The sequence below is a fragment of the [Zimmermannella] alba NBRC 15616 genome (assembly GCF_001570905.1).
In the GTDB taxonomy this organism is placed as follows: Bacteria; Actinomycetota; Actinomycetes; order Actinomycetales; family Microbacteriaceae; genus Pseudoclavibacter; species Pseudoclavibacter albus.
In genome coordinates, this window is sequence record NZ_BCSO01000001.1 from 212,000 (window position 1) to 228,623 (window position 16,624).

A 16,624-nucleotide genomic window follows, 5' to 3' on the forward strand; every position below is an offset into this window, starting at 1 on the left:
CGCACGGATCCGCTGCTGCGCCGTCCCGATCGAGCCTTCGTGAACGTACGGTGAGCGAATCCCACTCACGGCGCGCCGCGACGGAATGCCGGGCCTTGGCCCCGTAGCCTGAACGCGCCATGATTCGATTTGACCACGTCTCCAAGGTGTTCCCGGGCAAGCCCGAACCCGCTCTCGGCGACATCACGTTCGAGATCCTTCGCGGAGAGTTCGTATTCCTTGTCGGCCCTTCGGGGTCCGGCAAGTCGAGCGTGCTGCGACTGATTCTTCGAGAAGATGCGCCGACGTCCGGCCAGATCCACGTCCTCGGACAGGACCTCGCCGCGATTTCTTCCCGCAAGATTCCCTATTATCGCCGCAACGTCGGCATGGTGTTCCAGGACTTCCGCCTGCTGCCGAACAAGACGGTCTTCGAGAACGTCGCCTACGCGCTGCAGGTGATCGGCAAGTCAAAGGGCTTCATCAACGAAGCCGTTCCGGACGTGCTCGAGACAGTTGGTCTCGACGGCTTCGAGCGCCGCTTCCCGCACGAACTCTCAGGTGGTGAACAGCAGCGCGTCGCAATCGCCCGCGCGGTCGTGAACAAGCCGCCGATCCTGCTCGCCGACGAGCCGACCGGCAATCTCGACCCGGAAACCTCGGCCGACATCATGAAGCTCCTCACACGCATCAACGCGAACGGCACGACCGTCATCATGGCGACGCACGACGTGGGCATCGTGAATGAGGCAAAGCGTCGCGTCATCGCACTCGAGCAGGGTGACATCATCCGCGACGAAACCGGCGGCGTGTACCAGCCCGAGGTCATTAGCCTTGGCGAGCACGACGACCAGGTGGATGAGTCGCTCAACGTCGAGGAAGAGGTCGACGAGCGCACGCGCAAGTCGATCGCCGAGTCGATGGCCGAACGTGTTGCCGCCGACGATGTCTTCGCTGACGACGCCTTCCTGGATGACGGCGAGTTCGGCGCGGAGGCACCCACCGACGACCACTTCACCTCGCGAGACGGAGGCCGATAGGCATGATGGGTTTCGTCTTTTCTGAGATGTGGCAGGGGCTTCGCCGCAACGCCAGCATGGTGATTTCGGTCATCCTCGTCACCTTCCTCTCGCTCACGTTCGTGGGCGGTGCGATCCTGCTGCAGCTGCAGATCCAGTCGATGAAGACGTACTGGTACGACCGTGCGCAGGTTGCGGTCGACATGTGCACCGACACGTCCGCCTCCGCAAACTGCGCCGGTGGCAAGGCCACGCCCGAGCAGATTCAGGCCATTGAAGCCGAGCTCAAGGGTAGCGTCCTCTCCCCGTACATCAACCAGTACTACTTCGAGAACCAGGACCAGGCGTACGAGAACTTCCAGAAGCAATTCGCGGGCGACCCGATCACGAAGTTCGTGAAGCCGGAATACCTCAACGAGGCGTTCTGGGTGAACATGAAGGACCCGGCCCAGTCGGACATCCTCATCGAACAGCTTTCGACCATGCCCGGCGTGGAGTCGGTCACCGACCAGCGGCAGTTCCTCGACGGCATCTTCGAGGCGCTCAACGTGGCGAGCCTCACCTCGATCGGTGTGGCAGCGGTCATGCTCATCGCGGCAGCGCTGCTCATCGCGACGACGATTCGCCTCTCGGCATTCTCGCGCCGCCGTGAGCTCGGCATCATGCGCCTTGTCGGTGCCTCGAACCGCCTCATCCAGGCCCCCTTCATTCTGGAGGGCGTGGTGTCGGCGCTCATTGGCTCGATCCTCGCCGCAGGTGCGATCTTCGGCGTCGTGCATTTCTTCGTGCGCGGCTACCTGGCCCCGAAGATGCCGTTCACCGCGCTCGTCAGCTACGGGGATGCGGCGATCGTCGCGCCGATCCTTGTCGTCGTCGGCGTCGTGCTCGCTGCGGTGGCAGGAAGCGTCGCGATCAGCCGCTACCTGCGCGTCTAGCTCAAACATGCGCTGAAGGCGGATCCGCTAAACTAGCGGGTCCGCCTTCGTCGTCTGGCTTGCTGCCCAGCGTTGGCGGAGCCGCTGCACGAAACGAGGAGGGCGATCATGCCAAAGGAACAGGGCAAGAAGGTCGTCGCCACGAACCGCAAGGCACGGCACGACTATCTCATCGAGGACACCGTCGAAGCGGGACTTGTGCTCTCAGGCACCGAGGTGAAGGCCCTTCGCATGGGTCGCGCATCGCTCGTGGATGGCTACGCGCACATCGACCGTGGCGAAGCCTGGCTTGAAGGCGTCCACATTCCCGAATACTTCCAGGGCACCTGGAACAACCACGCACCGCGCCGCACCCGAAAGCTCCTCCTGCACAAGCGTCAGATCGAGAAGCTGCACCTCAAGACGAAGCAGGGTGGCTACACGCTCATCCCGTTGAGCCTGTACTTCTCGGATGGCCGCGCGAAGGTCGAACTCGCGACCGCGAAGGGTAAGAAGGAATACGACAAGCGTCACGCGCTGCGTGAGCGTCAGGACAAGCGCGAGGCGGAGCGGGCGATGTCGCTGCGTCGTCGGCTCGGCGAATAGTGATTACCGCTCAGCTCAACCACGAGCTGAGCTCCTGCAGAACGACGAGTGGCCCGGAGGATTGCTCCTCCGGGCCACTCGTATCTCGGGTTACGTCGCGGCTGCCTGGCGGACGGCGTTGACGTATCCCGTGAGGGCGTCCTGGTGACCGCTCAGGATGCGCTTGAGGCTGCGGGACTGCCATCCGGTCTTGTCCTGGTCGGTTGCGTCAGGGTCGATGCCCTTCCAGGCCTCCGCGACCTTCGCGTCACCGGCCTTCACGTGCTCGCTCGCGGCTTGCACGTTCGACTCGAAGTCGGGGTAGAGCGGCGAGCCTGCTTCGACGGTCGGCTCGTTGTTCCGGAGCGAGTCGGTGGCGGCCTTGTAGCTCGTGGCGGCTGCGGACCATTCGCTCGCGTACGCGTCGCAGACCGTCTGCATGGAACTCAAGAAGCACTGCTTCTTCGCGAGGTCGGAGAAAGTTGAGTAGAAGGTCGTCGTGGAGGCATCGAAGGCATCCGCGAACTTCGTCCGGTTGTCCTGGTCCGTGAGATCCGGGCATCCCTCAGCCGAGTTGCACGTCCACTTCTTGCCGCCCTCGAGGGTGACCTTGTCGCCTTCTTGGAGTGTGAGGGTGGGCTTCAGGCTCGTCTCGAGGCTCGAGAGGTACTGGTTGTAGACGGTGTTGTACTGGGGGAGCGTGAGGCAGAACTCACTGAGGACGGTGAGCTCCTCATTGCCCTTGGTGACAAGCTCCTGCTCGGCGGCCGCCTTCGCCTCATTGGCGGATGCCGTGGCTTGAGCCTGACGGTACTTCTCGGAGGCATCCGCACCCGGTTCGCTCACGAGCGTCGGCATGGGGGCCGCCTGGAGCTCAGCCATCGCCTGCGCCGCGGATTCGACAGCCTTGCACTGCTCGTCGAAGGACTTCATCGAAGCCATCGACTGGGTGAAAAAGTCGCGCTTCTCTTCGAGCGTGTCGGCGAGCGAAATCGCCTCGATGCTCGCGAGACGCTCTTCCGTCCACGTCTGGTCGTGCGTGGCGAGGGCAGTCGTGTACTCGTCCGCGAGGCGGTCGCCGTGCTTCGCCTTGTTGAGGTTCATGACGAGCGGGATCGCGATCGCGAGGATGAGCGCGAGAGCGAGTGCTGCCGCGATGCCGATGTAAAGCGGCTTCCGATACCAGGGGTGTGGCTGGCGCGGGCGCTTGTACGCTGCCTCGTCGGGAACGGCTGGTGTCGCGCTGGCTGCGCTGAGCGGCGTGCTGTTTGCTTCGTTCTCTGCGACCGGTGCTTGGGGGAAAAGTTCCGTGAGTTCGTCGTGAAGGGAATCCGCCGCCGCGTCGGCGTCGAGAGGGTGAGCGAATTCGGCGGTGGGGCTGAGCTGTGTTGCCTCGACGAAAGTCGGTGCCTCCGGAGCGTTCGTGAGCTCAGTCGTGGATGCTGCATCCTCGGCTCGCGTTGCCTGCTGACCGAACACCGTCGGCTCACGGTCGTGCGCAGACGCGCCATCCTGGGGCTTCTGCCAGCGGATGGTGTCGTCGCTTGGCGACGAGTCGGTGGGTGTCGGGTCGAACGGCTCGCCGTTGTTCGGGGTCGAGCCATTGCCGTTGGAGCCAATCATGCCCAACAGGGTACGCGGCCAGACCTGGAATCGCCTTACTTTGATCCAGCCACGTCGAGGTAGCCGGCCCGGCCTTCGCTGAGGTGGTGCTCGAAGCTCTTGAGGAGCCGCGTCACCATCGAGGTTTCCCACTCGGGCTTGTCATCCGCGAGCACTGCCGCATCGACCTTGCCTGCCTCGAGGTAGGCGAGGTGTTCAGCGTCGGCGTAGTTCTTCGTCTGGGTGGCTCGAGCCGCATCGAGATCGGGGAGCGGGGGCGTGGGGCCAGCCTCGTTCGGTTTCGGTGAACCGAGAGCGGAGGCAACATCCCCGTTGTCTTCCTTGTGGGTTGTCCATGCAGAGGACATGAGCACGCAGTACGGCGTGAGTGCGTCGAGCCAGCACTGCTCCGCGTAGTGGGTCGAGAGAGCAGTGTCGTGCTCTTCGGCGATGTCAGCCCACAGCTCGGAATACTGCTTGGCTTTGTCCTTGTTGGGGAGGTCAGGGCAGCCCTGTGCGTCCGGGCAGGCAACCGTAGCCTTGTCGAACTTCATCGCCGCACCCTGCTTGAAGGTGCGCAGCGGTGCGAGTTCGGTTTCGTCGCGAATGCCGCTCGCGTTTTCGATCGCGACGCCGAGCCGGAAGTTTGTGCAGAACTGCTGCAGCTGCGGCATCGTGACCGCGATGCCGTCGAGGAGCGCCGTGGCACTCGCGCGTTCACGCTCGAAGCTCGCGTCCTGGGCGAGGACATCCTGATACGCGGAGGAGAACTCGCCGCCTGCGATTTGCGCGACGCTCGGGGGAGGAGCCTGGGTCATCGCCGTGGCCGCGCGCGAGGCTTCCTCGAGGAGGCTGCACTGCGAGTCGAGATTCTTTTGCGCGTCCGCAGGCTGCTGGAGCGGATTGTCAACGCTCGAGATCGCGGTGCTCGGCTTTGCGGCAATGAGTGAGCGGAGGTTGTCTTCCGACCAAGCCACTTCGTAGGCCTGCATGGCGCGCTGGTACTGTTCGGCGGCAGCGTTCGCTTCGTTCGTGGCCTGCACCTGGAGGTAGGCGGGCCAGCCAATACCGACCGCGAGGGCCACGACGAGCACGATGGATGCTGGCACCATGATCGCGAACTTCTTGTACCAGGGCTTCGGCGGCTTCGGCGGGGCAGCGTCGATGGCGCCCTCGATCGCGGTTGGCACGTAGTCCGGGTTCGAGATGGAAACACCGCGCACCTTCGAGGTGCGGTCGGCAAAGCCAGCGACGCCCTTGGATTCGCGGTCGGCGGCGCGACGAGCCTCTTCTTCGGCACGACGGCGCTTCGCCTCCTGCTCGGCCTCGTACGCTTTGATGGCCTTCTTGCCCTTGAGCTTCTTGCCCTCTTCGTACGGGCCCTTCTTCTGCTGCTCGCGGTCGAAGGCGATGCGTTCAAATCCGCTGGGTGCCATCGGCTGGGCGGACTGCTGTTGGGTGCCCGTGCTGCCGATCGACTTCACGTACGAGGAAGCGCGGCTCTTCCGGCCCCACGGGGCCTGCACCTGCTGCGGTGCACCAAAACCCGTGCCCTCGGATGCAGATGCCGTGCCCGTGGCCTGGGACGTTCCCGAGGCGTTTCCAGCCTGGGCGAACGGGTCAATCTCCGGCAACTGCCGGTTGGGATCGAATCGGTCGGCGCGAGGTGACACAGTGACGCTTTCCTAGGGACGGTTGGCAAGGGTCCCACCGTCGCATTCGCAAACAACATTCAGGTGAACATCGGCACGCATGGTTCGGATGACGTAGTATTACCTGATGCCCGGTCGTGCTGGGCAGCGACAACTCAACAGTGGCTGTGATGCCGCACACGTCGGATGGCAACATCCGAGTCCAAGGGGATGATCGGTTTCGACATTGCTTGCGACTCTGCGTGAAGCGGGTCGAGGACGCGGGGTTATCTCGTAAACGCCCCTCGCAAACTATAGGTGCCAATGCTAAGCGCACCGACTTCGCCCTCGCTGCTTAAGCGAGCCCGATAGTCCGTCAGACCGGGAGTGCTTCCGACCCGGACCCTGGCGTCATCTAGGGAGCTTGCTCCGTCACTGCGTCTCAGGGTGACGGGGGACTCTTTCTGAGGCTGGGCCTGTCAACCAACGTGTCTGCCCGAATGGTTGGGGCCGAGGAGAACGCTTCGGCAGACTGCACCCGGAGAAGCCGCAGGCTCACAGCAGTGGACGGGGGTTCAATTCCCCCCATCTCCACCAGCCACAAGGCCCCGAATCCCCAGTAAAACACTGGGAAGTCGGGGCCTTACGCTTTGGCCTCAACGCGGTTTTGACCACATTTTGGCCACACTTTTTCGTGAAGCGCCACGCGACGAGAGGTGGTCTTGAGTGTCCTGGGCATGAGTAGTCGCTGCTGGGAAGGTGCATGTGTAAGACGCTGGGCGTACCGTGTCTTACGGAGGTGGTAGTCATGGCATCCGTGACGGTTCGAGTTGATGAGTCAACGAAGGAACGTGCCGCGCAGATCGCGGAAGATCTCGGCTTTGACCTGTCGTCGGTAACGCGAGCTTTCTACCGTCAAATCGTGCGTGAGAACCGGATTCCCCTGAACCTCAGGTATCGGGAGCCAAACCGCGAGTCGATCGAGGCACTCCACGAAGCGGAGCACATTGCTGAGCGGGGCACTTCCCGCTTCGCCAACGCCGATGAGATGTTCGAGGTGCTCGACATCTGAATTCCGACATGCTGCAACCCGAGTTCACCTCCAAATTCGAGCGTGACATCAAACGGCTCAAGAAGAAACATGTCGACGCCGCACCTCTGAAAGAGGTCATTGGCTTGGTCGTCGCCAACGACGGACGGTCCATGCAGGTACTCCGGCAGCGTCATCGCATGCACGAGCTCAAGGGTGCATGGCGCAACGCGCGGGAATGCCATGTCGCAACCGCGGGGGACTGGCTGTACGTGTGGCAGGTTGTCGAGGATCTCGCCATCTTTCTGCGTACGGGCTCACACGACGACATCTTTGGCTGATCGGTGGAGGCCCGCAGGCCTCCATGTCCCGGAGGGCGACCTCAGTGTGGCACGCCAGCCCCTACGCCGGATCTGTTTCTGAAACAGTGTTGCTGCGGTTCGGACGGCCACGATCGCTACCGCTCCAGCGGCCTGAACCGGGGCGCCCTGCGTGCCAGGCATCGATCGTCTCGGGCAGCCAGCCCCGCATCGGCCCGATCATGGCATCCGGTTCGGGCAGTGTGTACTTGGAAACCGTTGCACGAGTGACACCGATGCGGGCTGCGACTTCGGTGGTGTTGAGGTATCGGATCATCGTTGTTTTGACCTCCAGGGTGGTTCGGTTACCGCAGAATCATGACTGTGGGAACGCTGGGTAGCGGGTCGAGCCCGTGATCTCGTTCACTGCCAGGCCGGTGGCGTGACACCTGCGTGTGCTGGAATGACGCCATGGCTGATGAACTGTTTGAACACGAGACCGAGCAGACGATGACGCGTGAGCAGGCCGCTCAGCGGCTTCGGGAGATCGCCGACCAGCTGTCGCGTCACAACGAGGTGCGCGTCGACGTCGAAGGCCGTCCAGTGGTCGCGCAGGTCCCTGACCGCGTGGAGCTCGAAGTTGAACTCGAGCTGGGCGATGAGTCCGAGTTGGAGATGAGCATCAGCTGGTGAGGCTCTGGCATTAGACGGGATGCGCTTTGTTGCTGAGCGGTGAATCTGCACGAAGACATTCACTCTCGCGCAGAGGTGCGCGCCCCTGAGGCACCCGGAATAATCCTTCGAAATCGCCTTGGCGAGCGCCATCAATTCGGTTGTCTCGACGAAGGTTTGTCTAGATGTGGTGCAGGGCGGCGGATAGCATTTTCCCTGACGTTGGACGAAGCTGTCGCGCGAAGAGAAGGGCGGCACAAGCAGCGGCTTGGTTTCAGATCATTCAGAAGAAGACTAGGTGCGAGGTGACGGTTCAATTCACGGCGCAGCAGGCGCCCGTCCCGCTAACTACAGTGCGGGGAGTGGCGGCTTTTGACCCGACGACGTTGCTCGCAGCAGCTTGTGAACTTGACCGGCTCGGATTTGAAATCGTCGCCAACGAGGACCTCGACCAGCCAGTAGGAGGCCTGTTTCAACGCCTCGCCGTCATCACGTGCACACCAGCTGGCGAGGTCCCGATCAACGTGAGAGTCACTATCGACACGGGGAAACTGAACTGGTCGCGGCATCTTCATCCCGCCGAGACCTCATTCACCGGATATGACGGTCAATTCAAGAAAGGCGTTGATCTTGGATTGTTACCTGTTCTCGAAGCGGGGGATGTGCGGGTCACGCGTGCATCTCTGGAAGTCAGCGATTGTGGAGGCGAACACGTCTTGGCGTGGTTTGCTGAGTTGCAACAGGACACCAACGTCGAGGATGGATTTGAGTTACTCAAACTCGCCATGCGACACCAAGGCGACTGGGGGCGCCGAGGAGCGCAACACGTGATGAATGTCACTGTGCCGGTGCAAGACCTTGCGCATGAGTCTTCAATTCCGAGTTCGCTCGTGTGCATGAACGGGCAGATTGACGATATTTCGCAGCGGTTCAACCTGAGCCTTGATGAACGGGGTGCTCGGGTGTTCGCTCAAACGGAAATTTGTTGCACGGGAGTCCCTGATTTCTCGCGACTGCCCGAGTCGTGCACGTTTGGTAGCCGTGGGCCAGTCCTTGTATGGTTCAGTGCCACAGAGCCTGGCTTGCCGTTCAGTATCGTCTACACGCGAGCCGAGGCATGGCGTGAGTCAAGTGACCACACGACCCCCGACTCGATCGCCTTCCTTGCTTAACTCTCTCGGTATAACAGATCCCTGAGACGACGGGGTGCCCGCCTCACTGCCCGTAGTGGTATCTGCAGCTCGCGATGCGGATCTCGCCATTGACAATCTTGTGGACGAGACGGTGCTCATCCGTGATCCTGCGGGACCAATAACCGGATAGTCCGTGTTTCAGGGGCTCTGGTTTCCCGAGTCCCTCGTTACCGTTCCGATCAATATCGCGAATCAGAGCGTTGATGCGCTTGAGCACTTTTCGGTCCTGAGTCTGCCACCAGAGATAGTCCTCCCACGCAGACTCGTCCCATGCAAGTTGCATGCGCTAGCCCTCAAGCAGCTCGTGCGGTGCCCCTTCGCCTCGCTCGAGTCGCTCGATTGAATCGAGGAGGCGGCGCGCATTCATAGGGGAGCGCAGCAGGTAGGCCGTCTCGCGAAGCGATTCGTACTCTTCGAGTGACACGATGACGACAGGCTCGTGACCCGCACGCGTGATGATCGTTTCCTCGCGGTTGTTCACGACGTCATCGAGTACCTGGGCATAGTTCGCCCGTGACTCCGTGTAGCTCATAGTCTTCATCACGCACCTCCTGTACAGGAAAGTGTACGCCTGATGGCATGAGTCGTTCATTGGTCTCGACGCTGCGCTCACATTCCTAAGACGTGGATCAGCTCACCCAGACCGACAAAGTCGTCCGGATTTCTCGTGATGAGCGGAAGGCCTTCTGCACACGCAACCGATGCGATGAGGAGATCAGCAAATCTGCGTCGCGGGTGTCGGCCTTGAGCAAGTGTCGCCGCGTACACACGGCCGTATGCGCGCGCAGCAGCGGCAGTAAAGGGGATTGGCTCGAAGGTTGCCTCGACGCGTTGAAGCCGGTCTTGGCGGCGCGACCGCTCGATCGGATCCTTTGCGGCGGCTGGGCCTGCTGCGAGCTCGGCCAGCGTGATGGTCGAAATCCCCAGTGAGCTGGGCAGTTCCTCGCGCTCGAGGAGAACTGGCAGGTCGATAACTGCCGAGGTGTCAAGCAGCGCGGCTGAGGTGGTGACGTCAGCCACGGGGTTCGGTGTCCTGATCGATGATGTCATCGACGTCGCGGAAGAACTCCACGCGATCGATGAGGGGCGAGCCCAGGAACGTTTGCTTGATCGTGGTGAGGTCGACGAGGCGTGCGCGGTGAAGAGGGATGAGCTCGCCGACAGGGTGGTCGTGCCTCGTAATGACAAAGGATTCGCCAGCGTCGACGGCACGCAGAATCCGCGCACTGTCATTGCGCAATTCGCGTTGGCTGATCGTCTCGGTCATACGCGCAGTGTAGCAACCAGTGCTACGGCTGGTTCGGGTGAATCCCGTGCAGGCGTCAGCAGGGTGAGACGGCATACAGCCGTTGGCTCGTGGTCGCCACATCAGCGGCAACGGTGTCGCCGCAAAGCGCGGTGAGCGTGTCGAGCGTGGAAGACAGGGCATCAGCGAGCTCTTGTGCGGCTGCTGCTGCAGTTTCCGAAAGTTCCGCGTCGGCATCCACATACACTGGCCCGACCGGGAGGTCGCTTTCGAGGAGCAGCCGCTCCGCGGGCACCTGCTGCACGTAGTGCCGGCCACGCTTCGTCTCGAACATTTGCGGGTGCACCGAAATCGAGCCGCCAAGCCGGATGAGTGCCGTCAACTCGTCGCTCGTGCCGGTAAAACGGTGGAATACCGGGACGACATTCGCCTCGCACACACGAAGCTCCTCCAACAGTTCAACGACCGCACCGGCTGAGCGGACCGCGTGAAGAGAGAGCACGTACGGCTCGTCACGTGAGGTCGACGCGGCAGCATCCACGACAAGCTCGAGCACGCGGCGAAGCACCCACAGCTGCAGCTCGCGGGGCGCCTGCTCGAGCCGCTTGGGTACGAAGTCAAGGCCAATCTCGCCAATGAAGCGCGTAGACTCGACCGCCGCCGCAAACACCTGTAGCTCAGCCTCCGCCTGCTCGCGAGACGCAATGCGCCACGGATGGAATCCGAGCGACCAGTCGGGGAGGGGGACGTCATCCATCGCGAGCTCGTCCGCGCTCCTCACGAGCTCAACGAAGGACGACGGGGTGAGCGTCTGCGCCACGATCCGCACCTCCCGCGCCGCGATCTCCCGCAGGAACGCGCGCCGCAGCTCGGTGCCCTGCAAGAAGTCGAAGTGGTAGTGCGAGTCGAGAAGCATCGGCGCTACGCCATCCTCGGACGAAGCACCGGTGGCTTCGGCATCGCCTCCATGCCGGTGAGACGCCGAATCGCGAGCCCCGCAAGCATCTGTCCCATGATCGGCGGCATATAGCTCATCGAACCAAGCGTCTCGCCCTTGGTGCGGGCGCCCGTGTGCTCCACCTTGAACGGTCTCTCGTCAGTGAAGAGCACTTCGAGCCCCGTGAGCCCACGCACGCGGCATTCGCGACGGATGACCTGCGAGAGCGGGCAGAACGACGTGTCGCGGATGTCCGCGAACTTCAACTTCGTCGGGTCGAGCTTGTTCGCCGCACCCATCGACGCGAGAAGGGGCAAGCCCCGCTCCGCGCACCACTCATAGACGGCGAGCTTTTGCGAGACGGTATCGATGCAGTCGATGACATAGTCGGGACGGGGGAGCGCATCGAGCACCTCCGCAACGTTCTCGCGCGTGAGGAATTGCTGCGATGCCACCACGCGAGCATCCGGATTGATGTCCGCGATCATCTCGCGCATGAGGTCCGCCTTGGGGCGACCGATCGTCGACACGAAAGCAATCGTCTGGCGGTTAATGTTGCTCTCGTCCACCGTGTCCCCGTCGAGCACGACGAGGGTGCCGACGCCGCCACGGGCGAGAGCCGCAGCACAGGCCGAACCCACACCGCCCAGCCCGAGCACGAGCACCGTCGAGCGCTCGAGAGCGGTCAATCCATCGTCACCAAGCAAGAGGCGCAGGCGGGCAAGACGTTCACTCGGCATAAGGACTCCTGGCATCACACGGGACATTGCCCGGAAGAATCAATACGACTTAGGCTACGGGGTCGGGGATGCAGCGGCCCCGCCGAGGCCAGCGAAGGCGCTCCCGGTCGAGGGCTGGCCACTCGCCGACACCATCGAGCACAGCACGGCCCGGTCACCTTCGGCCCAGCCCTTCGCGCTCGGCCCGAAGAACTCGATGCTGTAGCGGTCGTTCTCGCTCGGCGAAGCCGCAGCTCGTGCGATGTACTCCGTCGTGCAGAAGTCATTCGCCGCATCCGTCACCGCGTCATCACCCGGGAAACTCGCGCCATCAAGCTCCTTCATCGCGAAGACTTCATGATCGTGCTGCCACGAGCAATCCGGCTTGACGAGGGCAAATGCTTCGTCTGCCGCGAGGTCAAAGCATTGGCCTGACTCGAGCTCAGTGACTGCGAGCGTAAACGGTTGCGGGTCACCGCCCGCACATCCCGACAGGCTCAGCGCTGCCGCGACCGTCAGCGCAGCCGCGCCACAGGCGCGCAAGCAGAGGCCGGACCGAGACATCACACGCCAGATTCTACGGAAGACACAACACGCGTGCGGCAGCGCCAGAAAGCGATGCCGCACGCGTGCGAAGTTGCGAAGTGATGTCCGGGGCTGCTACTTGGCAGCCGAACCGGTCGTTTCCGAAGAGAAGCGCGACTCTGCGACGCAGAGGACCTCACGGTCGTCGTTCTTCTCCCACGAGTCCTGGCTCGGGCCAATGTAGTTGTAGCTGAAGTCACCCGAGTCGTTCACCCACGAGTCGAACTTCTTGCCGCACTCCTTCTCGGCGAAGTCCTTGACCGCGTAGTCGCCTGGGTAGGTCTTGTCACCGGTCATGTTTGCCGAGTGGAAGGCTTCGTACTGGTGCTTTGAGTCGCAGCTCTTGAACAGCGTGACCTTGTCGATCTTAGTGCCGGTCGAGTCGTATGAGAAGCAGTCACCCGGCTTGATGTCCCAGATGCTCGTCTCGGTGCCCTTGTCGTCCGAAGCGCTGCTCGTCTCGGTCGGCTTCGTCGACTCGGTGGGCTTGGTGCTCGAGGTACCCTCGGCGGTCGTCGTCTCGGCGGTTGTCGTCTCGGCGGTCGGCGTCGTGCCGCCCTTGCCACCGCCAGCAACAAGCTCCATCAGCGAGCAGCCGGTGAGGCTGGCCGTCACCATGCCAGCAACGAGGACGGCGCCAGCAAAACGTGAAACGCGCGTGGTGTTCATGCTTGACTCCCTTGAATTCTCTCGATGCTGAATGCACGAGCTCGGGCTCTATGGTAGTCAACCGCTCGAACCGTCACGAGTCGTCTGAGCAATGTTCATCCCGTCAACTGACGCGTAATACCGCACGACCGTGTGGCGGTAAAACCTTGGGATGACCTTTGCAACACCTTGGTTACATCGACCCGCGACGACGCGGGTGAACCGGCCGTCTCTTAGGCCTGCTCGATGAAGTCCGCAGCACCGCCACCGGGGCGAAGCGCTGCCAAGAAGTCTTCATGGAGAATGCCGTTCGTGGCGAGTGCCGATCCGTGCCACGGGCCTTCCTCGCCGTCAACGCTCGTGAAGCGGCCGCCCGCCTCGGCGATGATCGGCACGATGGCCGCCATGTCATAGGGCTGCAGGTCGAACTCGCCGGCCGCTTCCAGCGCTCCCTCAGAGACAAGCATGTACGACCAGAACTCGCCGTAGGCGCGGGTACGCCAAACCTCGCGCTCAAGGCTCACGAGCTCGGCGAGGCGGCCCGCTTCATCCCATCCCTTGAGGGAGTTGTAGCTGATGGAGGCGTTCTCGAGCACGTCAACGCCCGACACCTCGATCCGGCGGTCGGTTGCGGTGTTCGAGTCGGAGAGGTCGTCGTCCATGTACGCGCCGTGGCCGGTTGCGCCCCACCAGCGGCGATTGAGGCCCGGCGCCGACACCACACCAACTTCTGGGTGGCCGTCGACGACGAGCGAGATGAGCGTGGCCCACACGGGGATGCCGCGCATGAAGTTCGCGGTGCCGTCAATCGGGTCGATGATCCACTGGCGGCGGCTTTCACCGCTTCGGCCGGACTCTTCGCCAAAGAACGAGTCGGAGGGGCGGGCTTGGGCCAGACGCTCGCGGATCGCTGCCTCGACCGCGCGGTCGGCATCCGTGACCGGTGTACGGTCTTCCTTCACGTAGATGCCGAGGTTGCGCGACTGGAAATGCTCCATCGACACCCGATCGGCGAGGTCAGCAAGCTCACGAGCAAGCCGCAGATCGGAGGAGATGGGGTGCAAAAGTTCTGTGGCCACGAGTCGAGCGTATCGAAGACTCGCCCGAGATTCCGGGCGACGAGCCGGGTTCGACGAAGCTCGGGCGTGCCCCTAGCCGCGTTCGCCGCCGCGTGCCGAATCGAGAAGGCGGCGGAGGGATTCTACGCGTGCGCGGCTGGCCTCGCCAAGGGTGCCCTCGCGGAGGGCTTCATCGAGCTCGCAGTCCGGCGCATCGGCCCGGTGCGTGCAACCGCGAGGACATTCGGAGACGGTATTGGCGAGGTCGGGGAAGCCGGTCACGATGGACGCCGGATCGACGTGGCCGAGGCCGAAGCTGCGCACGCCTGGGGTGTCGATGATCCAGCCGCTCGCATCACCCTCGCGCACGCGGAGCGCGAACGACGAACTCGAGGTGTGGCGACCGCGGCCAGTCACCTCGTTGACGTGGCCGGTCTCACGGCCAGCATCCGGCACGAGCGCGTTCACGAGGGTGGACTTGCCGACGCCGGAATGCCCGACGAGGACGCTCACGTGCCCGAGGAGCTCCGGCACCAGGATGTCTCGGGGCGGGCGTTCGAGGGTCGATTCAAAGACGCGAATCCCGAGCGGATCCACGAGCGCGCGCAGTTCGTCGGCGGGCTTGAGGTCGGTCTTCGTGAGGATGAGCGCGGGCTCGATGCCCGCATCGAGCGCGGCGACAATCGTGCGGTCGATGAGGCGCGGGCGCGGCTCCGGGTTCATGGTCGCGGCCACGATGAAGAGCCGGTCGGCGTTCGCGACGATCACGCGCTCGAACTGGTCGGAGTCATCGGCGCTTCGGCGAAGGAGCGTCGAACGGTCGCGAATACCGACCACGCGGGCGAGGGAGCCTTCCGCACCGGAGGTGTCGCCAACGAGTCGCACAATGTCGCCCGTGACGATTGCCTGCTTGCCGAGCTCGCGGGCACGGGAAGCGGTCACGACGCGTTCGTCGGCGCCGTCCTCGTCGACCAAGACGGTAAAGCGGCCGCGATCGACGGTGAGGACTCGGCCATCTTCGGCGTCATCGTGGCTTGGGCGGTCCTTTGTGCGGGGACGGTTCGCTTTCGGGTTCGGGCGAACGCGGACAGCGTCTTCATCCCAATCGCCGTACGCGTCGTACGCGTCCGTGCTGCGCCAGCTCATTCGGCAACCTCCGCCTTGCGCGAGAGCATGCCAGCCCACAGGGTCGGGAACTCGGGCATCGTCTTACTTGTGCAGGCGATGTCATCCACCCGGATGCCAGGGATGGCGAGCCCGAGGAGCGCGCCGCTCGTGGCCATACGGTGGTCGGCGTAGCTGTGCCAGTGCGTGGTGCCGCTCGGCGGCTCACCCGGCGTGATCCGCAGGCCATCGTCGAGGACCTCGACACTCGCGCCAATCTTCGTGAGCTCGGTGGCGAGGGCTGCGAGGCGGTCAGTTTCGTGGCCGCGCAAGTGGCCGATGCCGCGAAGGATGGACGGAGTGCTGCAGAGTGCGCAGAGCACTGCAAGGTTCGGTGCGAGCTCGCCCGCCTCAGAGAGGTCGAGCTCCACGCCGTCGGGGCGGGCACCCGAGAGGATGCCGTCCCCGCCGTCGCAGCGGAAGACACCGTGCTGATCGAGTGAGCACACGGCGCCAAAGCGGGGGAGGAGATGAGCGAGCTGGGCACCCACCTGCGCCGTCGTGGCGGGCCAGGACGGGATCGAGACAAGGCCGCCAGCGATGATTGCGGCGATGAGGAACGGCTCCGCATTCGAGAGGTCGGGCTCGAGCGTGAGCTCGCGCGCCCCAATCGAGCCCGGCTCCACGGGCCAGCTTGCCGTGCCGGTCGCCTGGGCGTTGACTCCGCGTGCCCGTAGACACGCGAGTGTCATCTCAATGTGGGGGAGGCTCGGCAACTCGGCGCCCTCGTGTCGGAGCGTGAGCCCGTCCGTGAACAGGGGCGCAGCGAGCAGAAGCGCTGAAACGAACTGGCTCGACTTCGACGCGTCAATCGTGAGCGCACCGCCAGCGACCTCGCCACGGCCGACCACAGTGAAGGGGAGAGCATCCCCGTTCTCGCGCTCAATCGTGACGCCGAGCACCTCGAGCGCATCAAGCACCGCAGCCATTGGACGCAGACGCGCAGCCTCGTCGCCGTCAAAGCGAACCCGCGCCTTGGTGAGTGCGGCAAGTGGCGGCAGGAAGCGCATCACGGTGCCAGCGAGACCGCAGTCGATCGAGACCTCGCCCGTCATCTCGCCGAGGGAAGCTGGCGCGACATGCAGCTGGCCCTCGGCGTGCACAATCTCGGCACCGAGCGCCACGAGTGCGGCCTCGCAGAGCGCCGTGTCTCGAGCAATGAGTGGCTTGCGGATGACGCCGGGGGCATCGGCGATGGCGGCAAGCACGAGCTCACGATTCGCGAGGGACTTCGATCCAGGCACCTCGACAACGGCGTCAAGCGGAGCCTGCGCAGTCGGGGCAGGCCAGGGCCGGTCGGGGGAATACGAAGTGTGCGCCATCGGTTATTGAGAGTACCCCGA

21 protein-coding genes and 1 other RNA gene are annotated in these 16,624 nt (G+C 63.5%); 8 read left to right on the forward strand and 14 right to left on the reverse strand.

Going from position 1 to position 16,624, the window contains the following annotated elements:
- Positions 1–119: 119 nt before the first annotated feature.
- The 3 genes from ftsE (at position 120) to smpB (ending at position 2,518) form a co-directional block, all read left to right on the forward strand.
- A complete protein-coding gene (gene ftsE, locus ZAL01S_RS01005) occupies positions 120–1,019 on the forward strand; it encodes a cell division ATP-binding protein FtsE (RefSeq protein ID WP_083522950.1) in 900 nt (299 codons plus the stop codon).
- A 2-nt stretch (positions 1,020–1,021) separates the two neighbouring features.
- Entirely contained in the window at positions 1,022–1,933 is a 912-nt protein-coding gene (gene ftsX / locus ZAL01S_RS01010) for a permease-like cell division protein FtsX (RefSeq protein WP_066078408.1), read from the forward strand.
- Positions 1,934–2,041: 108 nt separating this feature from the next.
- Positions 2,042–2,518: an SsrA-binding protein SmpB gene (gene smpB / locus ZAL01S_RS01015; protein ID WP_066078411.1), complete on the forward strand. Its 477-nt coding sequence runs from the start codon at positions 2,042–2,044 to the stop codon at positions 2,516–2,518.
- A 90-nt stretch (positions 2,519–2,608) separates the two neighbouring features.
- On the opposite strand, the gene ZAL01S_RS01020 is transcribed toward smpB, so the two are convergent.
- Positions 2,609–4,120: a hypothetical protein gene (locus tag ZAL01S_RS01020; RefSeq protein ID WP_066078414.1), complete on the reverse strand. Its 1,512-nt coding sequence runs from the start codon at positions 4,118–4,120 to the stop codon at positions 2,609–2,611.
- A gap of 35 nt (positions 4,121–4,155) precedes the next feature.
- Entirely contained in the window at positions 4,156–5,772 is a 1,617-nt protein-coding gene (locus ZAL01S_RS01025) for a hypothetical protein (protein WP_066078418.1), read from the reverse strand.
- A 185-nt stretch (positions 5,773–5,957) separates the two neighbouring features.
- Between ZAL01S_RS01025 and ssrA the strand changes: the two genes are divergently transcribed.
- The 3 genes from ssrA to ZAL01S_RS01040 all read left to right on the forward strand — a co-directional run bounded on the left by ssrA (position 5,958) and on the right by ZAL01S_RS01040 (position 7,101).
- Positions 5,958–6,327, forward strand: a transfer-messenger RNA (tmRNA) gene (gene ssrA / locus ZAL01S_RS01030).
- A gap of 211 nt (positions 6,328–6,538) precedes the next feature.
- Entirely contained in the window at positions 6,539–6,802 is a 264-nt protein-coding gene (locus tag ZAL01S_RS01035) for a type II toxin-antitoxin system RelB/DinJ family antitoxin (RefSeq protein WP_066078421.1), read from the forward strand.
- Between the two features lie 8 nt (positions 6,803–6,810).
- A complete protein-coding gene (locus ZAL01S_RS01040; protein ID WP_066078426.1) occupies positions 6,811–7,101 on the forward strand; it encodes a type II toxin-antitoxin system RelE/ParE family toxin in 291 nt (96 codons plus the stop codon).
- 61 nt (positions 7,102–7,162) lie between these two features.
- Here the strand turns inward: ZAL01S_RS01040 and ZAL01S_RS01045 are convergent, their stop codons facing one another.
- The gene (locus ZAL01S_RS01045) at positions 7,163–7,396 is read right to left on the reverse strand and encodes a helix-turn-helix transcriptional regulator (protein ID WP_066078430.1); all 234 of its coding nucleotides are present in this window, start codon (positions 7,394–7,396) and stop codon (positions 7,163–7,165) included.
- A gap of 134 nt (positions 7,397–7,530) precedes the next feature.
- On the opposite strand from ZAL01S_RS01045, the gene ZAL01S_RS01050 reads away from it, so the two are divergent.
- Positions 7,531–7,752: an amphi-Trp domain-containing protein gene (locus tag ZAL01S_RS01050; RefSeq protein ID WP_066078433.1), complete on the forward strand. Its 222-nt coding sequence runs from the start codon at positions 7,531–7,533 to the stop codon at positions 7,750–7,752.
- 341 nt (positions 7,753–8,093) lie between these two features.
- Positions 8,094–8,903, forward strand: a complete 810-nt coding sequence (locus ZAL01S_RS01055) for a hypothetical protein (protein WP_159421530.1) — start codon at positions 8,094–8,096, stop codon at positions 8,901–8,903.
- 43 nt (positions 8,904–8,946) lie between these two features.
- Here ZAL01S_RS01055 and ZAL01S_RS01060 read toward each other — a convergent pair whose 3' ends face one another.
- The 11 genes from ZAL01S_RS01060 to aroA all read right to left on the reverse strand — a co-directional run bounded on the left by ZAL01S_RS01060 (position 8,947) and on the right by aroA (position 16,603).
- Entirely contained in the window at positions 8,947–9,207 is a 261-nt protein-coding gene (locus ZAL01S_RS01060; RefSeq protein ID WP_066078438.1) for a Txe/YoeB family addiction module toxin, read from the reverse strand.
- Between the two features lie 3 nt (positions 9,208–9,210).
- Positions 9,211–9,465 (reverse strand): type II toxin-antitoxin system Phd/YefM family antitoxin, encoded by a 255-nt coding sequence (locus ZAL01S_RS01065; protein WP_066078442.1) that lies wholly within the window; start codon positions 9,463–9,465, stop codon positions 9,211–9,213.
- Between the two features lie 68 nt (positions 9,466–9,533).
- Positions 9,534–9,944: a type II toxin-antitoxin system VapC family toxin gene (locus tag ZAL01S_RS01070; protein ID WP_244875289.1), complete on the reverse strand. Its 411-nt coding sequence runs from the start codon at positions 9,942–9,944 to the stop codon at positions 9,534–9,536.
- Positions 9,937–10,191, reverse strand: a complete 255-nt coding sequence (locus tag ZAL01S_RS01075; protein WP_066078449.1) for a type II toxin-antitoxin system Phd/YefM family antitoxin — start codon at positions 10,189–10,191, stop codon at positions 9,937–9,939. Before ZAL01S_RS01075 ends, ZAL01S_RS01070 begins: the two co-directional genes overlap by 8 nt.
- Before the next feature lie 55 nt (positions 10,192–10,246).
- Entirely contained in the window at positions 10,247–11,086 is an 840-nt protein-coding gene (locus ZAL01S_RS01080) for a TatD family hydrolase (protein ID WP_066078450.1), read from the reverse strand.
- Positions 11,087–11,091: 5 nt separating this feature from the next.
- On the reverse strand, positions 11,092–11,847 hold the full coding sequence (locus tag ZAL01S_RS01085; protein ID WP_066078454.1) for a tRNA threonylcarbamoyladenosine dehydratase: 756 nt from the start codon (positions 11,845–11,847) through the stop codon (positions 11,092–11,094).
- Positions 11,848–11,901: 54 nt separating this feature from the next.
- Positions 11,902–12,390, reverse strand: coding sequence for a septum formation family protein (locus ZAL01S_RS01090; RefSeq protein ID WP_066078459.1), 489 nt, complete (start codon positions 12,388–12,390; stop codon positions 11,902–11,904).
- Positions 12,391–12,486: 96 nt separating this feature from the next.
- The gene (locus ZAL01S_RS01095) at positions 12,487–13,080 is read right to left on the reverse strand and encodes a septum formation family protein (protein WP_066078462.1); all 594 of its coding nucleotides are present in this window, start codon (positions 13,078–13,080) and stop codon (positions 12,487–12,489) included.
- A 212-nt stretch (positions 13,081–13,292) separates the two neighbouring features.
- Entirely contained in the window at positions 13,293–14,138 is an 846-nt protein-coding gene (locus tag ZAL01S_RS01100; RefSeq protein ID WP_066078465.1) for an inositol monophosphatase family protein, read from the reverse strand.
- Positions 14,139–14,210: 72 nt separating this feature from the next.
- Positions 14,211–15,263, reverse strand: coding sequence for a ribosome small subunit-dependent GTPase A (gene rsgA / locus ZAL01S_RS01105; protein WP_066078468.1), 1,053 nt, complete (start codon positions 15,261–15,263; stop codon positions 14,211–14,213).
- Complete coding sequence (gene aroA, locus ZAL01S_RS01110; protein ID WP_066078471.1) at positions 15,260–16,603, reverse strand: 3-phosphoshikimate 1-carboxyvinyltransferase; 1,344 nt, start codon at positions 16,601–16,603, stop codon at positions 15,260–15,262. Before aroA ends, rsgA begins: the two co-directional genes overlap by 4 nt.
- Positions 16,604–16,624 lie beyond the last annotated feature (21 nt).

What these genes read in the sequence shown, in the direction of transcription:
- ftsE (WP_083522950.1), top strand. Translation starts at nt 120, where the DNA reads ATGATTCGATTTGACCACGTCTCCAAGGTGTTCCCGGGCAAGCCCGAA.
- ftsX (WP_066078408.1), top strand. Translation starts at nt 1,022, where the DNA reads ATGATGGGTTTCGTCTTTTCTGAGATGTGGCAGGGGCTTCGCCGCAAC.
- smpB (WP_066078411.1), top strand. Translation starts at nt 2,042, where the DNA reads ATGCCAAAGGAACAGGGCAAGAAGGTCGTCGCCACGAACCGCAAGGCA.
- ZAL01S_RS01020 (WP_066078414.1), bottom strand. Translation starts at nt 4,120, where the DNA reads ATGATTGGCTCCAACGGCAATGGCTCGACCCCGAACAACGGCGAGCCG.
- ZAL01S_RS01035 (WP_066078421.1), top strand. Translation starts at nt 6,539, where the DNA reads ATGGCATCCGTGACGGTTCGAGTTGATGAGTCAACGAAGGAACGTGCC.
- ZAL01S_RS01040 (WP_066078426.1), top strand. Translation starts at nt 6,811, where the DNA reads ATGCTGCAACCCGAGTTCACCTCCAAATTCGAGCGTGACATCAAACGG.
- ZAL01S_RS01045 (WP_066078430.1), bottom strand. Translation starts at nt 7,396, where the DNA reads ATGATCCGATACCTCAACACCACCGAAGTCGCAGCCCGCATCGGTGTC.
- ZAL01S_RS01050 (WP_066078433.1), top strand. Translation starts at nt 7,531, where the DNA reads ATGGCTGATGAACTGTTTGAACACGAGACCGAGCAGACGATGACGCGT.
- ZAL01S_RS01060 (WP_066078438.1), bottom strand. Translation starts at nt 9,207, where the DNA reads ATGCAACTTGCATGGGACGAGTCTGCGTGGGAGGACTATCTCTGGTGG.
- ZAL01S_RS01065 (WP_066078442.1), bottom strand. Translation starts at nt 9,465, where the DNA reads ATGAAGACTATGAGCTACACGGAGTCACGGGCGAACTATGCCCAGGTA.
- ZAL01S_RS01075 (WP_066078449.1), bottom strand. Translation starts at nt 10,191, where the DNA reads ATGACCGAGACGATCAGCCAACGCGAATTGCGCAATGACAGTGCGCGG.
- ZAL01S_RS01080 (WP_066078450.1), bottom strand. Translation starts at nt 11,086, where the DNA reads ATGCTTCTCGACTCGCACTACCACTTCGACTTCTTGCAGGGCACCGAG.
- ZAL01S_RS01085 (WP_066078454.1), bottom strand. Translation starts at nt 11,847, where the DNA reads ATGCCGAGTGAACGTCTTGCCCGCCTGCGCCTCTTGCTTGGTGACGAT.
- ZAL01S_RS01090 (WP_066078459.1), bottom strand. Translation starts at nt 12,390, where the DNA reads ATGTCTCGGTCCGGCCTCTGCTTGCGCGCCTGTGGCGCGGCTGCGCTG.
- ZAL01S_RS01095 (WP_066078462.1), bottom strand. Translation starts at nt 13,080, where the DNA reads ATGAACACCACGCGCGTTTCACGTTTTGCTGGCGCCGTCCTCGTTGCT.
- rsgA (WP_066078468.1), bottom strand. Translation starts at nt 15,263, where the DNA reads ATGAGCTGGCGCAGCACGGACGCGTACGACGCGTACGGCGATTGGGAT.
- aroA (WP_066078471.1), bottom strand. Translation starts at nt 16,603, where the DNA reads ATGGCGCACACTTCGTATTCCCCCGACCGGCCCTGGCCTGCCCCGACT.